Origin of the sequence: Streptomyces sp. NPDC049627 (assembly GCF_044465645.1) — a bacterium.
GTDB lineage: Bacteria > Actinomycetota > Actinomycetes > Streptomycetales > Streptomycetaceae > Streptomyces.
Map to the genome: position 1 here is coordinate 78,864 of NZ_JBITLW010000018.1, position 18,411 is coordinate 97,274.

The 18,411-nt window shown below is 69.3% G+C and carries 20 protein-coding genes; 8 read left to right on the forward strand and 12 right to left on the reverse strand.

Translation table 11 applies throughout. The features are described from left to right. The first annotated feature begins 48 nt into the window (after window positions 1–48). Complete coding sequence (locus ACIBU0_RS38800) at window positions 49–1,338, forward strand: PTS transporter subunit EIIC (RefSeq protein WP_398828164.1); 1,290 nt, start codon at window positions 49–51, stop codon at window positions 1,336–1,338. Window positions 1,339–1,507: 169 nt separating this feature from the next. Continuing rightward, window positions 1,508–2,773, forward strand: coding sequence for a PTS transporter subunit EIIC (locus ACIBU0_RS38805; RefSeq protein WP_398828166.1), 1,266 nt, complete (start codon window positions 1,508–1,510; stop codon window positions 2,771–2,773). A 115-nt stretch (window positions 2,774–2,888) separates the two neighbouring features. Here ACIBU0_RS38805 and ACIBU0_RS38810 read toward each other — a convergent pair whose 3' ends face one another. After that, window positions 2,889–3,641: an MBL fold metallo-hydrolase gene (locus ACIBU0_RS38810; RefSeq protein WP_398828169.1), complete on the reverse strand. Its 753-nt coding sequence runs from the start codon at window positions 3,639–3,641 to the stop codon at window positions 2,889–2,891. 380 nt (window positions 3,642–4,021) lie between these two features. Here ACIBU0_RS38810 and ACIBU0_RS38815 point away from each other — a divergent pair, with 380 nt between their 5' ends. Together ACIBU0_RS38815 and ACIBU0_RS38820 are read left to right on the forward strand one after the other, a co-directional pair. Further along, window positions 4,022–4,147 carry a hypothetical protein gene (locus tag ACIBU0_RS38815; protein ID WP_398828170.1) on the forward strand — a complete coding sequence of 42 codons (126 nt, stop codon included), beginning with the start codon at window positions 4,022–4,024 and terminating at the stop codon, window positions 4,145–4,147. A 37-nt stretch (window positions 4,148–4,184) separates the two neighbouring features. Beyond that, entirely contained in the window at window positions 4,185–4,649 is a 465-nt protein-coding gene (locus ACIBU0_RS38820; RefSeq protein ID WP_398828173.1) for a type II toxin-antitoxin system PemK/MazF family toxin, read from the forward strand. 13 nt (window positions 4,650–4,662) lie between these two features. On the opposite strand, the gene ACIBU0_RS38825 is transcribed toward ACIBU0_RS38820, so the two are convergent. The 7 genes from ACIBU0_RS38825 to clpS all read right to left on the reverse strand — a co-directional run bounded on the left by ACIBU0_RS38825 (window position 4,663) and on the right by clpS (window position 9,570). After that, window positions 4,663–5,613, reverse strand: coding sequence for a PLP-dependent cysteine synthase family protein (locus tag ACIBU0_RS38825; RefSeq protein WP_398828175.1), 951 nt, complete (start codon window positions 5,611–5,613; stop codon window positions 4,663–4,665). Window positions 5,614–5,629: 16 nt separating this feature from the next. Then, entirely contained in the window at window positions 5,630–5,908 is a 279-nt protein-coding gene (locus tag ACIBU0_RS38830; protein ID WP_398828177.1) for a MoaD/ThiS family protein, read from the reverse strand. Between the two features lie 115 nt (window positions 5,909–6,023). Beyond that, entirely contained in the window at window positions 6,024–6,119 is a 96-nt protein-coding gene (locus ACIBU0_RS38835) for a putative leader peptide (RefSeq protein WP_316959376.1), read from the reverse strand. Between the two features lie 122 nt (window positions 6,120–6,241). Next, on the reverse strand, window positions 6,242–6,664 hold the full coding sequence (locus ACIBU0_RS38840) for a M67 family metallopeptidase (RefSeq protein ID WP_328881364.1): 423 nt from the start codon (window positions 6,662–6,664) through the stop codon (window positions 6,242–6,244). 161 nt (window positions 6,665–6,825) lie between these two features. Beyond that, window positions 6,826–8,247, reverse strand: a complete 1,422-nt coding sequence (locus ACIBU0_RS38845) for an amino acid permease (RefSeq protein WP_398828182.1) — start codon at window positions 8,245–8,247, stop codon at window positions 6,826–6,828. Between the two features lie 384 nt (window positions 8,248–8,631). Next, complete coding sequence (locus ACIBU0_RS38850) at window positions 8,632–9,240, reverse strand: DUF2017 domain-containing protein (protein ID WP_398828184.1); 609 nt, start codon at window positions 9,238–9,240, stop codon at window positions 8,632–8,634. Between the two features lie 12 nt (window positions 9,241–9,252). Continuing rightward, complete coding sequence (gene clpS / locus ACIBU0_RS38855; RefSeq protein WP_053665365.1) at window positions 9,253–9,570, reverse strand: ATP-dependent Clp protease adapter ClpS; 318 nt, start codon at window positions 9,568–9,570, stop codon at window positions 9,253–9,255. Window positions 9,571–9,663: 93 nt separating this feature from the next. On the opposite strand from clpS, the gene ACIBU0_RS38860 reads away from it, so the two are divergent. Both ACIBU0_RS38860 and ACIBU0_RS38865 read left to right on the forward strand, forming a co-directional pair. Continuing rightward, window positions 9,664–11,022, forward strand: coding sequence for a nicotinate phosphoribosyltransferase (locus tag ACIBU0_RS38860; protein ID WP_398828187.1), 1,359 nt, complete (start codon window positions 9,664–9,666; stop codon window positions 11,020–11,022). A gap of 136 nt (window positions 11,023–11,158) precedes the next feature. Next, window positions 11,159–11,749 carry an isochorismatase family protein gene (locus tag ACIBU0_RS38865; RefSeq protein WP_398828190.1) on the forward strand — a complete coding sequence of 197 codons (591 nt, stop codon included), beginning with the start codon at window positions 11,159–11,161 and terminating at the stop codon, window positions 11,747–11,749. Window positions 11,750–11,821: 72 nt separating this feature from the next. On the opposite strand, the gene ACIBU0_RS38870 is transcribed toward ACIBU0_RS38865, so the two are convergent. Both ACIBU0_RS38870 and ACIBU0_RS38875 read right to left on the reverse strand, forming a co-directional pair. Then, window positions 11,822–12,166 (reverse strand): hypothetical protein, encoded by a 345-nt coding sequence (locus ACIBU0_RS38870; protein ID WP_398828192.1) that lies wholly within the window; start codon window positions 12,164–12,166, stop codon window positions 11,822–11,824. A 158-nt stretch (window positions 12,167–12,324) separates the two neighbouring features. Beyond that, window positions 12,325–14,676 carry an immune inhibitor A domain-containing protein gene (locus ACIBU0_RS38875; protein ID WP_398828194.1) on the reverse strand — a complete coding sequence of 784 codons (2,352 nt, stop codon included), beginning with the start codon at window positions 14,674–14,676 and terminating at the stop codon, window positions 12,325–12,327. 400 nt (window positions 14,677–15,076) lie between these two features. On the opposite strand from ACIBU0_RS38875, the gene ACIBU0_RS38880 reads away from it, so the two are divergent. Continuing rightward, a complete protein-coding gene (locus ACIBU0_RS38880; protein ID WP_398828196.1) occupies window positions 15,077–15,328 on the forward strand; it encodes a hypothetical protein in 252 nt (83 codons plus the stop codon). Between the two features lie 57 nt (window positions 15,329–15,385). Here the strand turns inward: ACIBU0_RS38880 and ACIBU0_RS38885 are convergent, their stop codons facing one another. Together ACIBU0_RS38885 and ACIBU0_RS38890 are read right to left on the reverse strand one after the other, a co-directional pair. Then, the gene (locus tag ACIBU0_RS38885; protein WP_398828199.1) at window positions 15,386–16,030 is read right to left on the reverse strand and encodes an RDD family protein; all 645 of its coding nucleotides are present in this window, start codon (window positions 16,028–16,030) and stop codon (window positions 15,386–15,388) included. Between the two features lie 89 nt (window positions 16,031–16,119). Continuing rightward, window positions 16,120–17,709: an RDD family protein gene (locus tag ACIBU0_RS38890; RefSeq protein WP_398828202.1), complete on the reverse strand. Its 1,590-nt coding sequence runs from the start codon at window positions 17,707–17,709 to the stop codon at window positions 16,120–16,122. Window positions 17,710–17,972: 263 nt separating this feature from the next. Here ACIBU0_RS38890 and ACIBU0_RS38895 point away from each other — a divergent pair, with 263 nt between their 5' ends. Beyond that, window positions 17,973–18,389 (forward strand): SsgA family sporulation/cell division regulator, encoded by a 417-nt coding sequence (locus ACIBU0_RS38895; RefSeq protein WP_398828205.1) that lies wholly within the window; start codon window positions 17,973–17,975, stop codon window positions 18,387–18,389. Window positions 18,390–18,411: the final 22 nt, after the last annotated feature.

Below are 18,411 nucleotides of genomic sequence, written 5' to 3' on the forward strand. Positions count from 1 at the left end.
CAATCGTCGGTAACTGGTCTACACCACCTGACAGGCGGTCGCCAACCCATGGATGCCGAGGCCGAGATCTCCCCCGCCCGCCGGCGGTGGCAGGCGGCGTTTCAGGGCCTTCAGAAGATGGGCCGCAGTCTCCAGCTTCCCATCGCCGTCCTGCCCGCCGCGGGCATCCTCAACCGGCTGGGGCAGCCGGACGTGTTCGGGGACGACGGTCTCGGCTGGGACAACGTCTCGAAGGTGATGGACGGTGCGGGCGGTGCGCTGCTCGACGGTTCGCTCGGGCTGCCGTTGCTGTTCTGCGTCGGCGTGGCCATCGGCATGGCGAAGAAGGCGGACGGTTCGACGGCGCTGGCGGCGGTGGTGGGGTTCCTCGTCTACTACAACGTGCTGCGCGAGTTCCCGGAGGACTGCCCGGCGGGGACGAAGGAGATCCCCGACATCGGCTGCGCCGCGGCCGAAGGGGCCGTGAGCGCGTACACGTACCAGAATCCCGGCGTCTTCGGCGGCATCGTGATCGGTCTGCTCGCGGCCTTCTTCTGGCAGCGCTACCACCGCACGAGGCTGGTGGACTGGCTCGGCTTCTTCAACGGGCGGCGTCTCGTCCCGATCATCATGGCGTTCGTGTCGATCGCGTTCGCGGTGCTGTGCCTGTGGGTGTGGCCGCCGATCGGTGACGCGCTGGAGAACTTCAGCGACTGGATGGACGGCCTGGACGCCTGGGGCGCGGGCGTGTTCGGCGTCGCCAACCGCGCGCTGCTGGTCGTAGGGCTCCACCAGTTCCTCAACGTGCCCATCTGGTTCCAGTTCGGCAGCTACACCACGCCGGACGGCGAGGTGGTGCACGGCGACATCAACATGTTCCTCGCGGGCGATCCGGACGCCGGCCAGTTCACCTCGGGCTTCTTCCCGATCATGATGTTCGCCCTGCCGGCCGCGGCCCTCGCGATCACGCACTGCGCGCGGCCGGCCCGCCGCAAGGAGGTCGGCGGTCTGATGCTGTCGGTGGCGCTGACGTCCTTCATCACCGGCATCACCGAACCGATCGAGTACTCGTTCCTCTTCGTCGCCCCGCTGCTGTACGTGGTGCACGCGCTGCTGACGGGCGTGTCGATGGCGGTGACCTGGGGGCTGGGCGTGCACGACGGCTTCAGCTTTTCGGCCGGACTGATCGACTACATCATCAACTGGAACCTGGCCACGAAACCCTGGGCGATCATCCCGATCGGCCTGGGCTTCGCCGTGGTCTATTACGCGATCTTCCGTTTCGCGATCACCACGTTCGACCTCAAGACGCCGGGCAGGGAGCCGGAGGAAGAGGTCGAGGACGTCACAAAGCTCTGAAAAGAGCCGAGAACCCTCTGAAACCGGTCCGGAAAATCCCCGGGAATCGCGGGTTCCTTATCTCGCCTTCATCGTGCTACAACAGGTCTACACCACTGAGTGGTGTAGACCAGAGACGCTGCCGTCCCCTCCCCACTGCCGGGCGGCGCCTTGCCCCATGGAGGAAGTTGTGACCACGGCCAGCGCCGCTCCCGCGGCCGACAAGAAAAAGGGCGCCGGTGCGATGGCTGTTCTGCAGCGTATCGGCCGCAGCCTGATGCTGCCGGTGGCGGTCCTGCCCGCCGCCGCGCTCCTGGTGCGCTTCGGCAACACCGACATGCTGGGAGACCCGTCCTACCCCGGGATCCTCACCAAGATCGCGGGCTTCATGGCGGCCGGCGGCAACGCGATCCTCGACAACATGGCGCTGCTGTTCGCCGTGGGCATCGCGATCGGCTTCGCCAAGAAGTCGGACGGCTCGACGGCCCTGGCGGCCGTGGTCGGCTACCTGGTCTTCAAGAACGTGCTGGCCACGTTCACCGACAAGAACCTGCCGCAGGTGGCGAAGGCCGTCGACGGCAAGGTCGTGATGGTCGACGCCCCGGTGGACGCCAAGGTCCTCGGCGGCGTGGTGATGGGCATCGTCGTCGCCCTGCTCTACCAGCGCTTCTACCGCACCAAGCTGCCGGACTGGGCGGGCTTCTTCGGCGGCCGGCGACTGGTCCCGATCCTGTCGGCCTTCGCCGGCCTGGTCATCGGCATCGTCTTCGGCTACATCTGGCCGGTCCTCGGCACGGCTCTGCACAACTTCGGTGAGTGGCTGGTCGGCTCCGGGGCCGTCGGCGCCGGCATCTTCGGTGTCGCCAACCGTGCACTGATCCCGATCGGCATGCACCACCTGCTGAACTCCTTCCCCTGGTTCCAGGCCGGTGAGTACGAGGGCAAGAGCGGCGACATAGGCCGGTTCCTGGCCGGTGACCCGACGGCCGGCCAGTTCATGACCGGCTTCTTCCCGATCATGATGTTCGCGCTGCCCGCCGCCTGCCTCGCCATCGTCCACTGCGCCCGTCCCGAGCGCCGCAAGGTCGTCGGCGGCATGATGTTCTCCCTCGCGCTGACCTCGTTCGTCACGGGCGTCACCGAGCCGATCGAGTTCACCTTCATGTTCATCGCACCCGTCCTGTACGCCATCCACGCCGTGCTCACCGGCGTCTCGATGGCGCTGACCTGGGCCCTGGGGATGAGGGACGGCTTCGGCTTCTCGGCCGGCGCGGTCGACTTCGGCCTGAACCTGGGCATCGCGACCAACCCGTGGGGCCTGGCCCTGGTGGGCCTGTGCTTCGCCGGGGTCTACTACGTGATCTTCCGGTTCGCGATCACCAAGTTCAACCTGCCGACGCCGGGCCGCGAGTCCGACGAGGAACTCGCCGAACTCCAGAAGGCGGAGGCGAAGTAGGCCGGCGGACCGGCCGCAGACCGACGAAGGCCCCGGAACCGGGAAGGTTCCGGGGCCTTGTCGTTGTCGCGCATACGGGCCTGAACCCCGTACGGACTGTTCCGCGACCGACCGGCTAGATCTCGTACGTCTGCCTCGGCGCCGCGAGGTCCACCGGACCGTCGTAGACCTCGCGCGCGTCGGCCAGGTTGACCTGGGGATCGGTCCACGGCGGGATGTGCGTCAGCACCAGGCGCCTCGCTCCCGCGCGGGCGGCCGTCTGGCCTGCCTCGCGGCCGTTGAGGTGCAGGTCGGGGATGTTCTCCTTGCCGTGCGTGAAGGCGGCCTCGCACAGGAACAGGTCGGCGTCGCGGGCCAGTTCGTCCAGGGCGGTGCTGATGCCCGTGTCGCCGGAGTAGGTCAGGGTCTTCCCGCCGTGCTCGATCCGGATGCCGTACGCCTCCACCGGGTGGGCCACGCGTTCCGTGTGCACGAGGAACGGGCCGATCTCGAAGGTGGACGGCTTGACCGTGTGGAAGTCGAAGACCTCGCTCATGGACGAGGCGGTGGGGGTGTCGGCGTAGGCGGTGGTCAGGCGCTGTTCCGTGCCCTCGGGTCCGTAGACCGGGATCGGGTCGCAGCGGCCGCCGTCGTGCCGGTAGTAGCGCGCCACGAAGTACGCGCACATGTCGATGCAGTGGTCGGCGTGCAGATGGCTGAGGAAGATCGCGTCGAGGTCGTAGAGACCGCAGTGGCGCTGCAGCTCGCCCAGGGCGCCGTTGCCCATGTCGAGGAGCAGCCGGAAGCCGTCGGCCTCGACGAGGTAGCTCGAGCAGGCCGATTCCGCGGACGGGAACGACCCCGAGCAGCCGACGACGGTGAGCTTCATGAAACAGAAACCTCCGCTGGCTGGAAATCCAGAGAATCCAGAAGATCGGGAATGGGGCGTCGGGGGTCGTGCGGTTTGTCGAGCGTAAGGCGCAAAACCTCCGGTCGCTCCTCCGCCAAGGGCTGTTGTGGGCGAACTCACCTGTGCTGTCAGCCGTTCGGCTGCCGACGCTGTCCAGGTGTTCGGTGTGCGGCCATCTCCGCTCGCTACCCCACAGAAGTGGACATACCGTCGGAAAACAGTTGTCGCCTTCTGTGAATCGAGGGATCCGGACATGGCCGGGACCGGGCGATCCCGGACCGCACGAGTCCCCCCCGCCGGGTTGGTCGCCCACTTCGCGGCGCCGCGCGAGGGGGGGGGGAGGGTGGCAGGTCATCGATGTGTGGGAGTCGGAGGAGGACTTCCGGCGCTTCCTGGCGGGGTCGGTCGTCCCGGCCGCGAAGGGGCTCGGAGCGCCGCCGTTCGAGAGCCACGTGACCGAGCTGTACAACTCCCTGGTCCCTTGAAGCGCCGGGAGGATCACCGGGCCGGTACCGTCATCCCATGGACACGTCATGGTGGCTGGCGCTCGCGGCGGTGGTACTGCTCGCGCTCGTCGCCACGCTCGTGGACGGGTGGGGGCGCGGGCGGCGTCCCGAGGGGCGGCGGACTCGGCCGCCGGGGCGGCCCGGGGGGCGTGCGCGCGGGCCCGCTTCGGCCCGTCCGGAGCCTGCGGAGATCTGGTGGGCGCGGGTGCCGTACGAGGACGGGCCGGGCGCCAAGGACCGGCCGTGTCTGGTGCTCGCGGTGCGGGGGCAGCGGGTCACCGTCGCGAAGATCACCAGCAAGTACCGCGACGAGCGCCGCGGGGTGATTCCGTTGCCGCCGGGCTCGGTCGGGGACACCCGGGGGCGGGCGAGCTTCCTGGAGACGGGTGAGCTGCGGGACGTACCGGTGTGGGAGTTTCGGCGGCGGGTCGGGGTGATGGACCCGGTCGTGTGGGACCAGGTCCGTCACCTGTCGAACTGACGCCGCCCGGCGGTCACGCCCAGAGCTGGCCCTGCAGCGTCTCGATCGCTTCCTCCGTCGTGGCGGCCGTGTAGACGCCGGTCGAGAGGTACTTCCAGCCGCCGTCGGCCACGACGAACACGATGTCGGCGGACTCCCCCGCCTTGAGCGCCTTCTTACCGACGCCGATCGCGGCGTGCAGCGCGGCGCCGGTGGAGACGCCCGCGAAGATGCCCTCCTGCTGGAGGAGTTCACGGGTGCGGGTGACCGCGTCGGCCGAGCCGACGGAGAAGCGGGTGGTCAGGACGGAGGCGTCGTACAGCTCGGGTACGAAGCCCTCGTCGAGGTTGCGCAGGCCGTAGACGAGATCGTCGTAGCGCGGTTCCGCCGCGACGATCTTGACGTCCGGCTTGTGCTCGCGCAGGTAGCGGCCGACGCCCATCAGCGTGCCCGTGGTCCCGAGGCCGGCCACGAAGTGGGTGACGGAGGGCAGGTCGGCGAGGATCTCGGGGCCGGTGGTCGCGTAGTGGGCGCCGGCGTTGTCCGGGTTGCCGTACTGGTAGAGCATCACCCAGTCGGGGTGCTCGGCCGCGAGTTCCTTGGCGACGCGTACGGCGGTGTTGGAACCGCCCGCCGCCGGGCTGGAGATGATCTCCGCGCCCCACATGCCGAGCAGGTCGCGGCGCTCCTGCGAGGTGTTCTCGGGCATCACGCACACCATGCGGTAGCCCTTGAGCTTCGCCGCCATCGCCAGGGAGATGCCGGTGTTGCCGCTGGTCGGCTCCAGGATCGTGCAGCCCGGCGTCAGGCGGCCGTCCTTCTCCGCCTGCTCGATCATGTGCAGGGCGGGGCGGTCCTTGACCGAGCCGGTGGGGTTGCGGTCCTCCAGCTTGGCCCAGATGCGGACGTCGTCGGACGGCGACAGCCGCGGCAGGCGCACCAGGGGGGTGTTGCCGACCGCGGCCAACGGGGAGTCGTAACGCATCGGTGGTCAGCGGGCCTTAGACCATGCCGCCGGCCACGGCCGGCAGGATCGTGACGCTGTCGCCGTCGGCGAGCTTGGTGTTGATGCCGTCGAGGAAGCGGACGTCCTCGTCGTTCAGGTAGACGTTGACGAAGCGGCGCAGCTGCTCGCCCTCGACGATGCGGGCCTGGATGCCCGCGTGCCGCGTCTCGAGGTCGGCGAACAGCTCGGCGAGGGTGTCACCGCTGCCCTCCACCGCCTTCTGACCGTCGGTGTACGTGCGGAGGATGGTCGGGATGCGGACCTCGATGGCCATGGCTCAGGGCTCCTGTCGGGAGTAGTCAGTCGGGGGCGCGCGGCAGCGCAAGTACAGCGGGGTGGTGCGTAGTGCAGCGCCGCGGCTCACGGCCGTACGGCGGCAGGGTGTCGCGTCAACAGATGGCGCTGGCGAGCCTGCACAGGTCGACGTGCAGCCGCGCAACGAGCAGCATGCCCGGCGTCTTTTCGCTCACGTCGTGGAAAACCATGGGGTCATCGTATCGATTCCCGGTCCGGCTTTTGGAATGTGATCCCACATCGCGGACGGTTGAGGGCCGGGGAGTGAGACCGCGCTGTTCAGGCCGACGCCCGACGCCATGGCCCACGAGGATCAGTACGCCTCGACGACCTTGACCTCCTCCTCCGTCACCTCGCCGTCCACGATCCGGAAGGAGCGGAACTGGAACTCTCCGAGGCCGTCGGTGTCGGCGGTGGAGACCAGGACGTAGTGGGCGCCGGGCTCGTTGGCGTAGGAGATGTCGGTGCGGGAGGGGTAGGCCTCGGTCGCCGTGTGGGAGTGGTAGATCACCACCGGCTCCTCGTCGCGGTCGTCCATCTCGCGGTAGAGCTTGAGCAGGTCGCCCGAGTCGAACTCGTAGAACGTGGGCGACATGGCCGCGTTCAGCATCGGGATGAAGCGCTCGGGGCGGTCCGAGCCCGCCGGGCCCGCCACGACGCCGCACGCCTCGTCGGGGTGGTCCTTGCGCGCGTGGGCGACGATCTGGTCGACGAGGGCCTGGGTGATGGTCAGCATGCTCGTCAGGATAAGCAGAAGGGCCGCCCCGTACCGAAGGGTGGTACGGGGCGGCCCATATACCGGACGCCGGGGATGACGCCGGGTGCTCGGACGCCCTGAGCGGCAGCCGGAGGGGGCGCCACGAGTGCCCCCTCCGGCTGGACGTCCGGCCGTGGAGGTCAGCCCACCTTCTCCAGCTCCGGCTCGCCGCCGCGCTCCGCGACCTGCGGGTTGCGGCTCTTGAGGACCGCCCAGCCGATGCCGAGGGCGGCGGCCCAGCCGGCCATGACGTACAGGCAGACGCGGGAGTCGGCGTCGTACGCGATCAGGCCGGTCACGAAGAGCAGGAACACGATGGCGATCCAGCTGCACACCGAGCCGCCCGGCGCCGGGAAGGACGAGGCGGGCAGGCGGCCCGCGACGACCGCGCGGCGGTAGAGGACGTGGCTGACCAGGATCATCAGCCAGGTCCAGATGCCGGCCGCGGTGGCGATGGAGGTGACGTAGCCGAACGCCTTCTCCGGGACGATGTAGTTGAGGACCACGCCGATGCCCATGAAGGCGACGGAGACCGCGATGCCGAGGGCCGGGGTCTTGGTCGACGACAGCTTGCTGAAGACCTTGGGGGCCTCGCCGCTGTCGGCCAGGTTCCGCAGCATGCGGCCCGTGGAGTACATGCCGGAGTTGCAGGAGGACAGGGCCGCGGTCAGCACGACGAAGTTGACGATGCCCGCGCCCGCCGGGATGCCGATCACCGCGAACGCCTTCACGAAGGGGCTCACGCCGTCCGCGAACTCGGTCCACTTGACCACGCAGAGGATGACGGTGAGCGCGCCGACGTAGAAGAGCGCGATCCGCCACGGGAGCGTGTTGATGGCCTTGGGGAGGGTCTTCTCCGGGTTCTCCGACTCACCGGCCGTGACGCCGACCAGCTCGACCGCGAGGTAGGCGAACATGACGCCCTGCAGGGTCATCAGGGACGAGCCGATGCCCTTGGGGAAGAAGCCGTCGAAGGCCCACAGGTTGGAGACGGCCGCGGTGTCACCGGCGTTGCTGAAGCCGAAGGTGAGCACGCCGAGGCCGATGACGATCATGCCGATGAGGGCGGTGACCTTGACCATCGAGAACCAGAACTCCAGCTCGCCGAAGAGCTTCACGGAGATCAGGTTGACCCCGAAGAGGACCACCAGGAAGACCAGGGCGGTGACCCACTGCGGGATGTCCGGGAACCAGTAGTGGACGTAGATCGCGGCGGCCGTGAGCTCGGCCATGCCGGTGACGACCCACATCAGCCAGTACGTCCAGCCGGTGAAGTAGCCGAAGAACGGGCCGAGGAACTCCCGGGAGTACTCGGCGAACGAACCCGAGACCGGGCGGTAGAGCAGGAGCTCGCCGAGCGCCCGCATGATGAAGAAGACGATGGCGCCCGCCAGGGCGTACATCAGGATGAGACTGGGACCGGCCTTGGCGATGTTCGCACCGGCGCCGAGGAACAGTCCGACGCCGATGGCGCCGCCGATCGCGATCATCTGGACCTGACGGCTGCCGAGGCCGCGCTCGTAACCCTCTTCAGGGGTGGCGGTGACCTTCTCTGAGGTCATGTGTGGTGCGCCCTTTCTCCATGCCGACCCGGGCCTTTCGTCGGCCTCGGATCGGGTCTCGATCCCCCCGGATTGCTGGAGCTGAGCGGGCTCGGGGCCCGCTCGTGCCGGACCGGCGATCTGCCGGCCACGTGGCGCACCCGGCCGAACATTCGGGTGGTGTCCGCCGGGCGTCGTGAAGATTTATCACGGCCGTAACAGTGATCGGATACGGAACATGTGGCGCATCACACAGGAAGAACCGGACAAACGGACCGCCGCCCCCCAGAGCGGGCGACGGCGGTGACAGGATCGTTATCCGGATTTGAGCGTCCGCTGAGCGAACACAAAACCGTCACATGACGGCACAAGAAGGTCGCGAACCACGGCGCGAGGCGTCGTGATCTACGGCATGAGGGTCGCGACCAGCGTCTCCTGGAGCCCGCCCAGCCACAGATAGGCCATCACCATCGGCTTGCGCGGGTCCTCGTCCGGGAGCCGGTAGAGCAGATCGGTGTCGTCCTCGTCGGTGATCTCCAGGCGGGAGCCGATGGCCAGGCGCAGGTCGTTGAGGGCGCCGAGCCACCGCTGGGACTCTTCGGTGGACAGCTTGAGGACCGCGCCGCCCTCCCCGGCGGAGGCGGAGCTGAGCTCGTCCAGGGAGCGGATCACCGCGAGCGCGTTGTCGCGCTTGCCGGCGCGCAGGTCGTTCTCGGTGTAGCGGCGGAACTCCGAGGAGTACGCCCGCTGCTCCTCGGCCTCCTCGGCCTGCGGGGTGCCCTCGGGGTCGCTGTAGGCGTCCGGGAACAGACGCCGGAGGACCGGGTCGGCCGGGGGTTCGCTCGGGCCCTCGGCGAAGAGCTCGGCGAGCGGGTCGTCGGGGGCGTCCTCGGCGGGGCCGGGGCCGATGAGCTCCAGGAGCTGGACGGCCAGCGACCGGATGATGGAGATCTCGACGTCGTCGAGGGCGACGGCCGCGCCGCCGCCGGGGAGCGGTTCGAAGGTTCCTGGCATGGAGGAGATTCGCTACTTCCGGTCCTGCTGGAGGGTGGCCCACAGACCGTAGCCGTGCATGGCCTGCACATCGCGTTCCATCTCCTCGCGACTGCCGCTGGAGACGACCGCCCGGCCCTTGTGGTGGACATCGAGCATGAGCTTGGTGGCCTTGTCCTTGGTGTACCCGAAGTACGACTGGAAGACGTAGGTCACATAGCTCATGAGGTTGACCGGGTCGTTGTGGACGATCGTGACCCAGGGGACGTCCGGCTCGGGTACGGCGAAGACTTCCTCCGCCGATTCGGTTCGTTCGATCTCTACGGGAGCGGGTGACGTCACAGTGCCCATGCTGCCACCGGTGGGGGGTGGTCGCACAAATCCTCGGTGATCCGAGGAAGACCAAATCGTCAGACTGACGAAATGGGGGTACCATCCTTGGTCATGGACACAGCGCACCTTGGGCTGCCGGTGGACGTTCCCTCGACGGCGCTCTTCACGGACCAGTACGAGTTCACGATGCTGCAGGCCGCCCTGAAGGCGGGCACCGCCGAGCGGCGGAGCGTGTTCGAGGTCTTCACCCGGCGGCTGCCGAACGGCCGGCGCTACGGCGTCGTCGCGGGCACCGGCCGGGTGCTGGACGCCGTCGAGAACTTCCGCTTCGACGAGGGCGTCCTCGGCTTCCTGCGCGAGCGGAGGATCGTCGACGAGGAGACCCTGCACTGGCTCGCGGACTACCGCTTCTCCGGCGACATCTGGGGCTACCCCGAGGGCGAGGTCTACTTCCCGGGCTCGCCGATCATGCGGGTGGAGGGCAGCTTCGCCGAGTGCGTGCTGCTGGAGACGGTGATCCTGTCCATCCTCAACCACGACTCCGCGATAGCCGCGGCCGCCTCCCGCATGTCCTCGGCCGCCGGCGAGCGCCCGATCATCGAGATGGGCGCCCGACGCACCCATGAGCTGGCCGCGGTCGCCGCGTCGCGCGCCGCGTACGTCGGCGGCTTCACCTCCACCTCCGACCTGGCCGCCGGCTTCCGCTACGGCATCCCCACCGTCGGCACCAGCGCCCACGCCTTCACCCTCCTGCACGACCGCGAGCGGGACGCCTTCCAGGCCCAGGTGGACTCCATGGGCCGCGGCACCACGCTGCTGGTGGACACCTACGACGTCGCCGAGGCGGTCCGTACGGCCGTGGAGGTCGCCGGGCCCGAGCTGGGCGCCGTCCGCATCGACTCGGGCGATCTGCTGCTGGTCGCGCACCGGGTGCGGCAGCAGCTGGACGAGCTGGGCGCCACCGGCACGAAGATCATCGTGACCTCCGACCTGGACGAGTACGCCATCGCCTCGCTGGCGGCGGCGCCCGTGGACGCGTACGGCGTCGGCACCCAGCTGGTGACCGGATCCGGGCATCCGACCTGCTCGATGGTCTACAAGCTGGTCGCCCGCGCCGACTCCGCCGACCCGAAGGCGCCGCTGGTGCCGGTGGCGAAGAAGTCCAGCGGCGGCAAGACCTCCATCGGCGGCCGCAAGTGGGCCGCGCGCCGCCTCGACGAGTACGGCGTCGCGGAGGCCGAGGTCGTGGGCACCGGGCCGGTCCCGGCGGAGCTCGCCGAACGGCAGCTGGCGGTCGAGCTGATCAAGGGCGGTGACGTGCTGGCGCGCGAGCCGCTGGACGTCGTACGGGACCGGCACGCCGCGGCCCGCGCGAATCTGCCGCTGTCCGCGACGCAGCTCTCGCGCGGTGAGCCCGTCATCCCGACGGAGTATGTCAACGGGCGCTCGGGTAGCCAGACAGGGGCGTGAAGCGAGTGCGCCCTGCGTGCTCACTCCGTGCCCCCTCCCGCGCCGGACCCGAAGTCTCTAGGCTCGGAAGTTCACGGTCGGGCCCGCACGCTTTCACCGTCCCGACCTCAACGTCCATAACCGAAGGACACCGACCATGCGCCGCGCCTTGATCGTCGTAGATGTGCAGAACGACTTCTGCGAGGGGGGCAGCCTCGCGGTGGCCGGCGGTGCCGATGTGGCCGCCGCCGTCACCGAGCTGATCGGGCAGGCTGCCGGGTCCGGCTACCAGCACGTCGTGGCCACCCGCGACCACCACATCGCACCCGGAGGGCACTTCTCCACCAACCCCGACTTCGCCCACTCCTGGCCCGCGCACTGCGTCGCGGGCACCGAGGGCGTCGGCTTCCACCCGAACTTCGCCCCCGCGGTCGCCTCCGGCGCGATCGACGCCGTGTTCGACAAGGGGGCGTACGCGGCGGCCTACAGCGGCTTCGAGGGGGCCGACGAGAACGGCGTGAAGCTGGCCGACTGGCTGCGGGCCAGGGAGGTCGGGGAGGTGGACGTGGTGGGCATCGCGACGGACCACTGTGTGCGGGCCACCGCGCTGGATGCGGTGCGGGAGGGGTTCCGTACGCAGGTGCTGCTGGATCTGACGGCCGGGGTGGCTTCCGAGACCACGGAACGGGCGCTGGAGGAGATGCGGGACGCGGGGGTCGAGCTGTCCGGGAAGCCAGTGGTCGCCTAGCGGGGTGCCGCGATCGGCCGTCGGGCGGGTGCGGGTCCATTGTGGCTGGTCGCGCAGTTCCCCGCGCCCCTTTTAGGGCGTTGCAGCTGGGCGTCTCAAGAGTGCCCTGATCGGGTGCCACAGCTCTTGCACCAGCTCCGGGCCCGCCACGACACCGTTGTCAGGTGCCGTGCGCCATATCAGGCCGTCGGGGTGGTGCAGGACGGCGGTGATCTCGTCCGGGGTGGGCGGGGCGGCGTTGCCCCGCAGGTAGACGGCGCGCATGCCCAGGTTGCGGAGCCTGGTCAGGGCTCGGGCGCGGTTCTGGGCGTGGACGAGGACACGGACGCAGCCCGTGCCGTCGGTGGTGGGTCTGGGCAGGTTCAGGGCCACCACCACGCTGCCGGTCGGCAGCTTGCAGAAACCTCCTGCGGCCATGCGGTCACACCCCCGTGCGAGTCGGTGTCAAGGTCGGGTCGAGCGTCGGCGTCGGTGCCGGTGTCAATAAGGGAAGCACAGGGTGCACCTAAACACGACCGGCGGCAACCCCGCCAGGGGGTTGCCGCCGATAATGCTCTGACCTGCGGAGATGCGAATTACTTCACCGCGGAGCCGACCTCGACCGTGATCGTGGAGCCGTCCTTGGCCTCCTTGATGATCTTGATCTTGGTGTTGGTGTCAGTGATCTTGACACCCGCCAGCGGGGTCTCCGCGTCGTAGTACGTGTTGATGTGGTCGTTGAAGACCGGCACCCCCGCACGCGACGGGATCTTCATCGCGACGTCCGCGTTGTGCAGCGTCATGCCGTCCGTGCGGAACCGGCTGAACGGCGAGTCGTAGGACTGGATGCGGTTGCGCATCAGCGTGCCGTCCGCCCACTTCAGCGGGGCCGGGTGGGAGTCGATCGGGAGGACCAGGCCGACACCGGGGTGCTGGCTGGTGTTGTTGTCCTGCTGGGAGGTGTCCCACTTCCAGATCAACAGGCCGTTCTGGTACGCGTAGTGCTCCACCCAGTCCGGACGGGTCGTCGAGAAGCCGAAGTTGTACGGGCCGGACTTCAGGGTCTTGTCGTACGACACGTACTGGCGGTTCTCGGCGATGTAGTACTGCGCGTACTCGCCGGTGATGGACGAGCCGATACGGGAGAAGCCCTTCGTCTTCCACGCCGCGTCCGCGGTCTCCGCGTTGTCGGAGAACACCGTCGCACCGTCGGCGGTCAGGGTGATCTCGTCGGCCGCGAAGCCCTTCTGGGCCACGCCGCCGTCGGTCTGGTAGCGGAAGCGCAGGTCGAACTTCTTGCCGGCGTAGGCGTCGAGCGGGAAGACCAGCTTCTTGTAGGCGCCCGACGTACCGGTCAGGGCCGGCTTGCCGCTGGCGTCCTTCGGGAGGGCCGCGCCGTCGACGGTGCCGTCGATCGCCGTCCAGTTGGCGCCGCCGTCGGTCGAGACCTCGGCGTAGAGGAAGTCGAACTCGGCCTCGATGTCGTACCAGCCGTCGAGCGTCAGGGAGGCGGCGGACTTGCCCGTGAGGTCGACGGAACGGGTCAGCGTGTTGGCGAGATTGTCGCCCTTGCCGCTCCACCACTGGGTCGCGCCCTGGGCCGGTGCCACGATCTCCGTGGTGACCTTCTTCTTGGGCAGGTCGACCACGAGGGCCTGCTTGTGCCGGGTGTTGTACTCGGCGACGCCCAGCTTGTGCTCGGACTCCGTCGCGGCCTTCGCCTTGTCGTAGTTCAGCCAGCCCAGCTGCAGCTTGTCCCAGGCGGTCATGTCGCCGGGGAGGTCACCGATGGTGTCCTTGCCCGTGCCGAGCCAGGAACCGGACGACATCAGCGTCCAGAAGCCAGTGGAGTTCTCGCCGCCGGAGGTGTCGTAGTGGTCCGGCAGACCGAGGTCGTGGCCGTACTCGTGGGCGAAGACGCCGAGGCCGCCGTTCTCCGGCTGGATGGTGTAGTCGCCGACCCAGATGCCGGTGGAGCCGATCTGCGCGCCGCCCAGCTTGTTGTCCGCGGGGCCGGTGGCACCGGCGTCGGTGCCGAACGCGTACCAGCGGTGGGCCCAGATCGCGTCCTTGCCCTGGGCGCCGCCGCCCGCGGACTCGTCCTCACCGGCGTGCACGATCTGGAAGTGGTCGATGTAGCCGTCGGGCTCGTTGAAGTCGCCGTCGCCGTCGAAGTCGTAGCGGTCCCACTGGTCGAACTGCTTGACGTCCGCCTGGATCTGCGCGTCGGTCCGCCCCGCTGCCTTCTGCTGGGCGACCCATGCGTTCAGACCGTCGCTGACGACGTTCCAGACGCTGGAGCAGTTGGTCTGGCCGCAGGCGTTGTTGCCGTAGCGGGCCTCGTTGTAGGGGACCTTGACCCAGTCGGCCACCTCGCCCTCGACCGAGTAGCGGCCCGAGGACTGCTTCTCGTAGTACTTCTTCATCGACTCGGTCTTGCCGCCGGTGCCGAAGTAGAGGTTCTGGAAGTGCTTCTGGTCGTAGTCCGCCTGCCAGGCCGTCGAGTTGTCCTTGGCTCGGTCGGGCTTGGCTATCTGGTTGTGCAGCGGGCCGGGCGTGCCGCCGAACTTGGGGTCGACCTGGTCGCCGAACTCGACCAGGATCGTGAAGATCTTGTCGGTCTTCTCGCGGCCCAGCTCAACGTACTTGCCGTCGCCCTTCTTGCTCTTGAGCTCGACGACCTGCGAGCCCTCGCGCTCCTTCACCTTGGCCTTGCCGGATATGACCTGCTTCAGGGCTTCTTCGCGCTGGGCCTCCTGGGTCTTGCTCAGGGGGCCTTCCAGGTCGTGGTCGGCGGGAGTGTGGTCCGCCGGGTCGTGCCGCTCCACGGACGCCGCCGACGTTCCTTCGTCGGCCTGAGCCACCGCGAAGGTCGAGAACGTCGCCGCGGCCGTCGCGAGCGCGACGGTGGTGGCCGCCGCTCTGAACGTCCAGGGTCTACTGGTCACTTGCTTCCTCCCCCGCGTCCGGGCGCGCGGTATGAAGGGGGGTCCTGGTCATGGAGGTCCGCGCGCGCCTGATCAACGCGTGTAGTCAAGTGACGACATTTGACTAGAGGTTAACCAGAAAAGACAGACCTTGACTTGGACCCGTCAAGTGCACTATGCGGAGTCGATGTTCGTTTTACGGACAACGAGGCCTGGGCCAACCGGCGCGTGCCGCCGTCCACTTGGTGGACGCTTTGACTCCGTGCGCCCCCTGTGCACCGGCACTGTTGGTTAGGTCACGCTTACGGTTTGTTCCCCTCGGGCATGCACGCGGTTAGAGTCGGATGGCGGAACGCCCGGACGTCGGCGGAAAGCCAGGCCGAGACCCCCGTGCACCCCTGATTCCGAGGACACGATGATCATGCCTCGTCCGACTGCCGCACAGCTCGCCTACGGCTCGTGCACCGTGATCTTCTCGACGCTCGCCATGCTGCTGCTGTCACAGACGAGTTCGGGTGTGGGGATCGCGGTCATCGCCGTCGCGGCGCTCCTGCTCGGGCTGTTGGTCGCCCTGACGGTGCCCATGCCGAAGCGGGCCCGTGTGGTGGCGATGCGCAAGCCCGTCGGCGCCGACCGGGAACAGACCGAGGAAGCCGTACTCACCCAGTCCTGAGTCACCCTCCTGTCGTTCGTACGTCGCTGTCGTTCGTACGTCGCTGTCGTTCGTACGTCAGGTGTTGGTGCTGACCACCACCGTCTTCGCCGCCTTGTCGTGCAGGCCCTGTTTGTACGGCCGGTCGAAGAAGCTCCAGCCGCCGGAGATCGCGGTCCAGATACAGGCGCAGCAGAACGCGAACGGGATCCACAGCACCGCCGCCCGGATCAGCGAGTTCTGCACGGAGGGCGTGGCGCCGTCGTCGAGGTTGGCCACCCGCATGTTGAGCAGCTTCTTGCCGAGCGTCTGCCCCGTCCTGACGGTCATGAAGGTGTCGTAGGCGATGTAGAGCACGGCGGCGACCACCGACTGCGCCACGGACTTGCCGTACTCCACCTTGTCGGCGTCCACGTCGTACTCGCTGACCCCGAAGCCCCACGTGAGCAGCCAGACGACGACACCCACCAGGATCATGTCGATGATGCGCGCCAGCGTGCGCTTGCCGCTGTCGGCGAGGGGCGGCATCCCGGCGAGCGGGTCGGTAGGGTACCCGCCCCCGCCGTACGGGTCACCGCCGCCGTAGGGAGGCGGGGGCTGGCTGCCGTACGGCGGCTGATCGCCGTACGGCGAACCCGAGCCCCCGGGCGGCGGGGGCTGCTTCCTGAACGGGTCGTCTTCCGGGGGCGGCTGACCGGAGCCGGGAGGCGGTTCGCTGCTCATGGCCCGAGTCGACCGCGAACCCTTCGCCTTCGCATCCGGCGCGGGGCCGTCCGGAGTACGGAATCCTGTGGGCCGTTTGCCGTATCCGGTCAGCCTGCGACGAACGTACGCGCCGCCTTGTCGTGCCAGCACTGGTGCCAGGGCCGGTCGAACAGGCACCACAGCACGCCGACCACGCCGATGACGAGCAGGCCGGGGATGCTGTAGACGAGCCAGCGACGCAGGGCCGCGCCGAACTCAGGGGGCTCATGGGCCTCGATGTCCCGCACCTCCAGGCCGAGCAGCTTCTTGCCCAGAGTGCGGCCCCACTTGGCGGTGGGCAGGGCCTCGTAGACCACGCCGAACAGCAGCAGCACGGCCAGGATGATGCCCAGATACACCGAGGTGGTGCCGTCCAGCAGCCACACGGTGACCGTTTCGCCGGAGAGCTTGGCGGCGTCGATCTTCTCGTTGACGTGGTCGATCGCCTTGGTGCCGAGCGGCACGGCGGCCACCGCGGTGACGGCGGCCAGCACGACGGTGTCCAGCAGCCGTGCGGCCAGCCGCTTGCCGAGGTTCGCGGGGCGGGCGGAGGCCTGGCGCAGGGCGGCCGCCGCGAACGGGTCCTCCCGCACGGGCTTCCACGGCGCCACCGGCTGGTCGTCGCCGCCGGGGCCCGCGAGCCGGTGCACCTGCTGGGCCCAGGAGGACTGGCCGCCGCCGGGACCGGACGTCATGGGAGCCGAGGACGCGGCGGGGGGCGTGGACTGGGGGGCGCCGGCCTGCTGGGGGACGCTCGGGGCGGCCTGCTGCGGGCCGGAGGCGGCCGTGGGGGCGGCGGGGGCGGCCTGGGCGGCGGGGGCGGCCTGAGCGCCCGCCTGAGCCTGCCCCTGGACCTGTCCTTGAGCCTGCCCCTGGGCCCCAGCGGCGCGCTCGGCCGCGGCCTTCCCGGCGCCGAAGCCGGGGCCCTGCGGAGCGTCGGCCGCCGAGGGGCGGCCCGCGTCCGGACGTGCGGCGCCCGGGCCGGCGGACGCGCCCGTGCTCCCGGCCTGCGCCCCGGCCGCCCCGCCCTGCTGTCCCGTGCGCGGGGACAGCGCGCGGATGGCCATGGTGCCGGGGTCGGCAGCGGGGCCCCCGGGGCTCGGGATGTGCGGGGTGGCCTGCCCGGAAGCGCCGGAGGACGGCGCTCCGCGGGATCCCGTCGTGGGCCGGCGCATCATGAACGTGTTGCCGGAGGCGAGGTCCCCGGCGGCGGAGTCCGGCTCGGCGGGCGGGATGTTCGCGGTGCCGTCGGTGCGGGCGGCCCGGCCGTCCGGCTGGGCGCCCCAGGAGACGCGGTGGTCCTGGTCGCCGCCGAAACCGGCCTGGCGCGAGGGGTCGGCACCCCACGCGGACGCCGGTTCCGGGCGGCTGCCGTGCCGGTCGTCGCCCTGGGCCGGCTCGGCGGCCGGTTCCTCGTCGAAGAAGTGCGGGCCCGTCTCCTCGACCGAGGCGGCCGGGGCGGCGGTCCCGGCCGTGGGCCGGTCCGGGCTCGCGCCCGGCGGCGGGCTGAGCGTTTCGCCGTCGGTCGGGGCCGGACGGCTGGTGCCCGGCACCCAGGAGGCGCCGTTCCAGTACCGGACATATCCAGGAATGGACGGGTCCGGGTAATACCCTTCGCGGGGCCTGTCGTCACCGGGGGCCGGGGTTGGGGCGCTCATGTCCGTCGTCCGGTATCTGCTCGAGGGTCTATTGGGGGCCTCCACATCTATCAGACCGGCGCAACAACCACCGCCAGTCCCGTAGGACCCACTCCTTTCCGGGCAACCTCGTACACGTACTTCACAACGATCGGAAGCCCGTGGAAGCAGGCGCGGAAAAAAGTTCTGCGAACCCGCGTAATGATCCACCCCTCCGCCCCCTCTCCACTCGTACGGGCCCGCCCACAGGACCCGCACCCGACACGGGAGAGGACATCCACGCCATGCACCACAGCACCGTCATCGAGCGCGAACTGGAGCTCAGGCTGATCCTGTCGCCGGAGCGCAGCGTCGTCGTCCCGGCCCGGCTGAGTTACCGCAGTGAGGATCCGTACGCCGTTCACATCACCTTCCACATCGACTCCGACCACCCCGTGTACTGGACCTTCTCCCGGGATCTGCTCGTCGAGGGGGTGTTCCGGCCGTGCGGGCACGGGGACGTGCGGGTGTGGCCGACGAAGGTCGAGGGGCGCAGTGTGGTGCTGATGGCGCTCAGTTCGCCGGACGGGGACGCCCTGCTGGAGGCGCCGGCGGCTCAGGTGTCGGCCTGGCTGGAGCGGACGTTGCGGGTGGTGCCCCCGGGATCTGAGGGCGAGCAGCTGGGGATCGACGACGCGCTCGACCAGTTGCTCGCCCAGTGAGCCGCGGGGGAAGGAAGGCTGC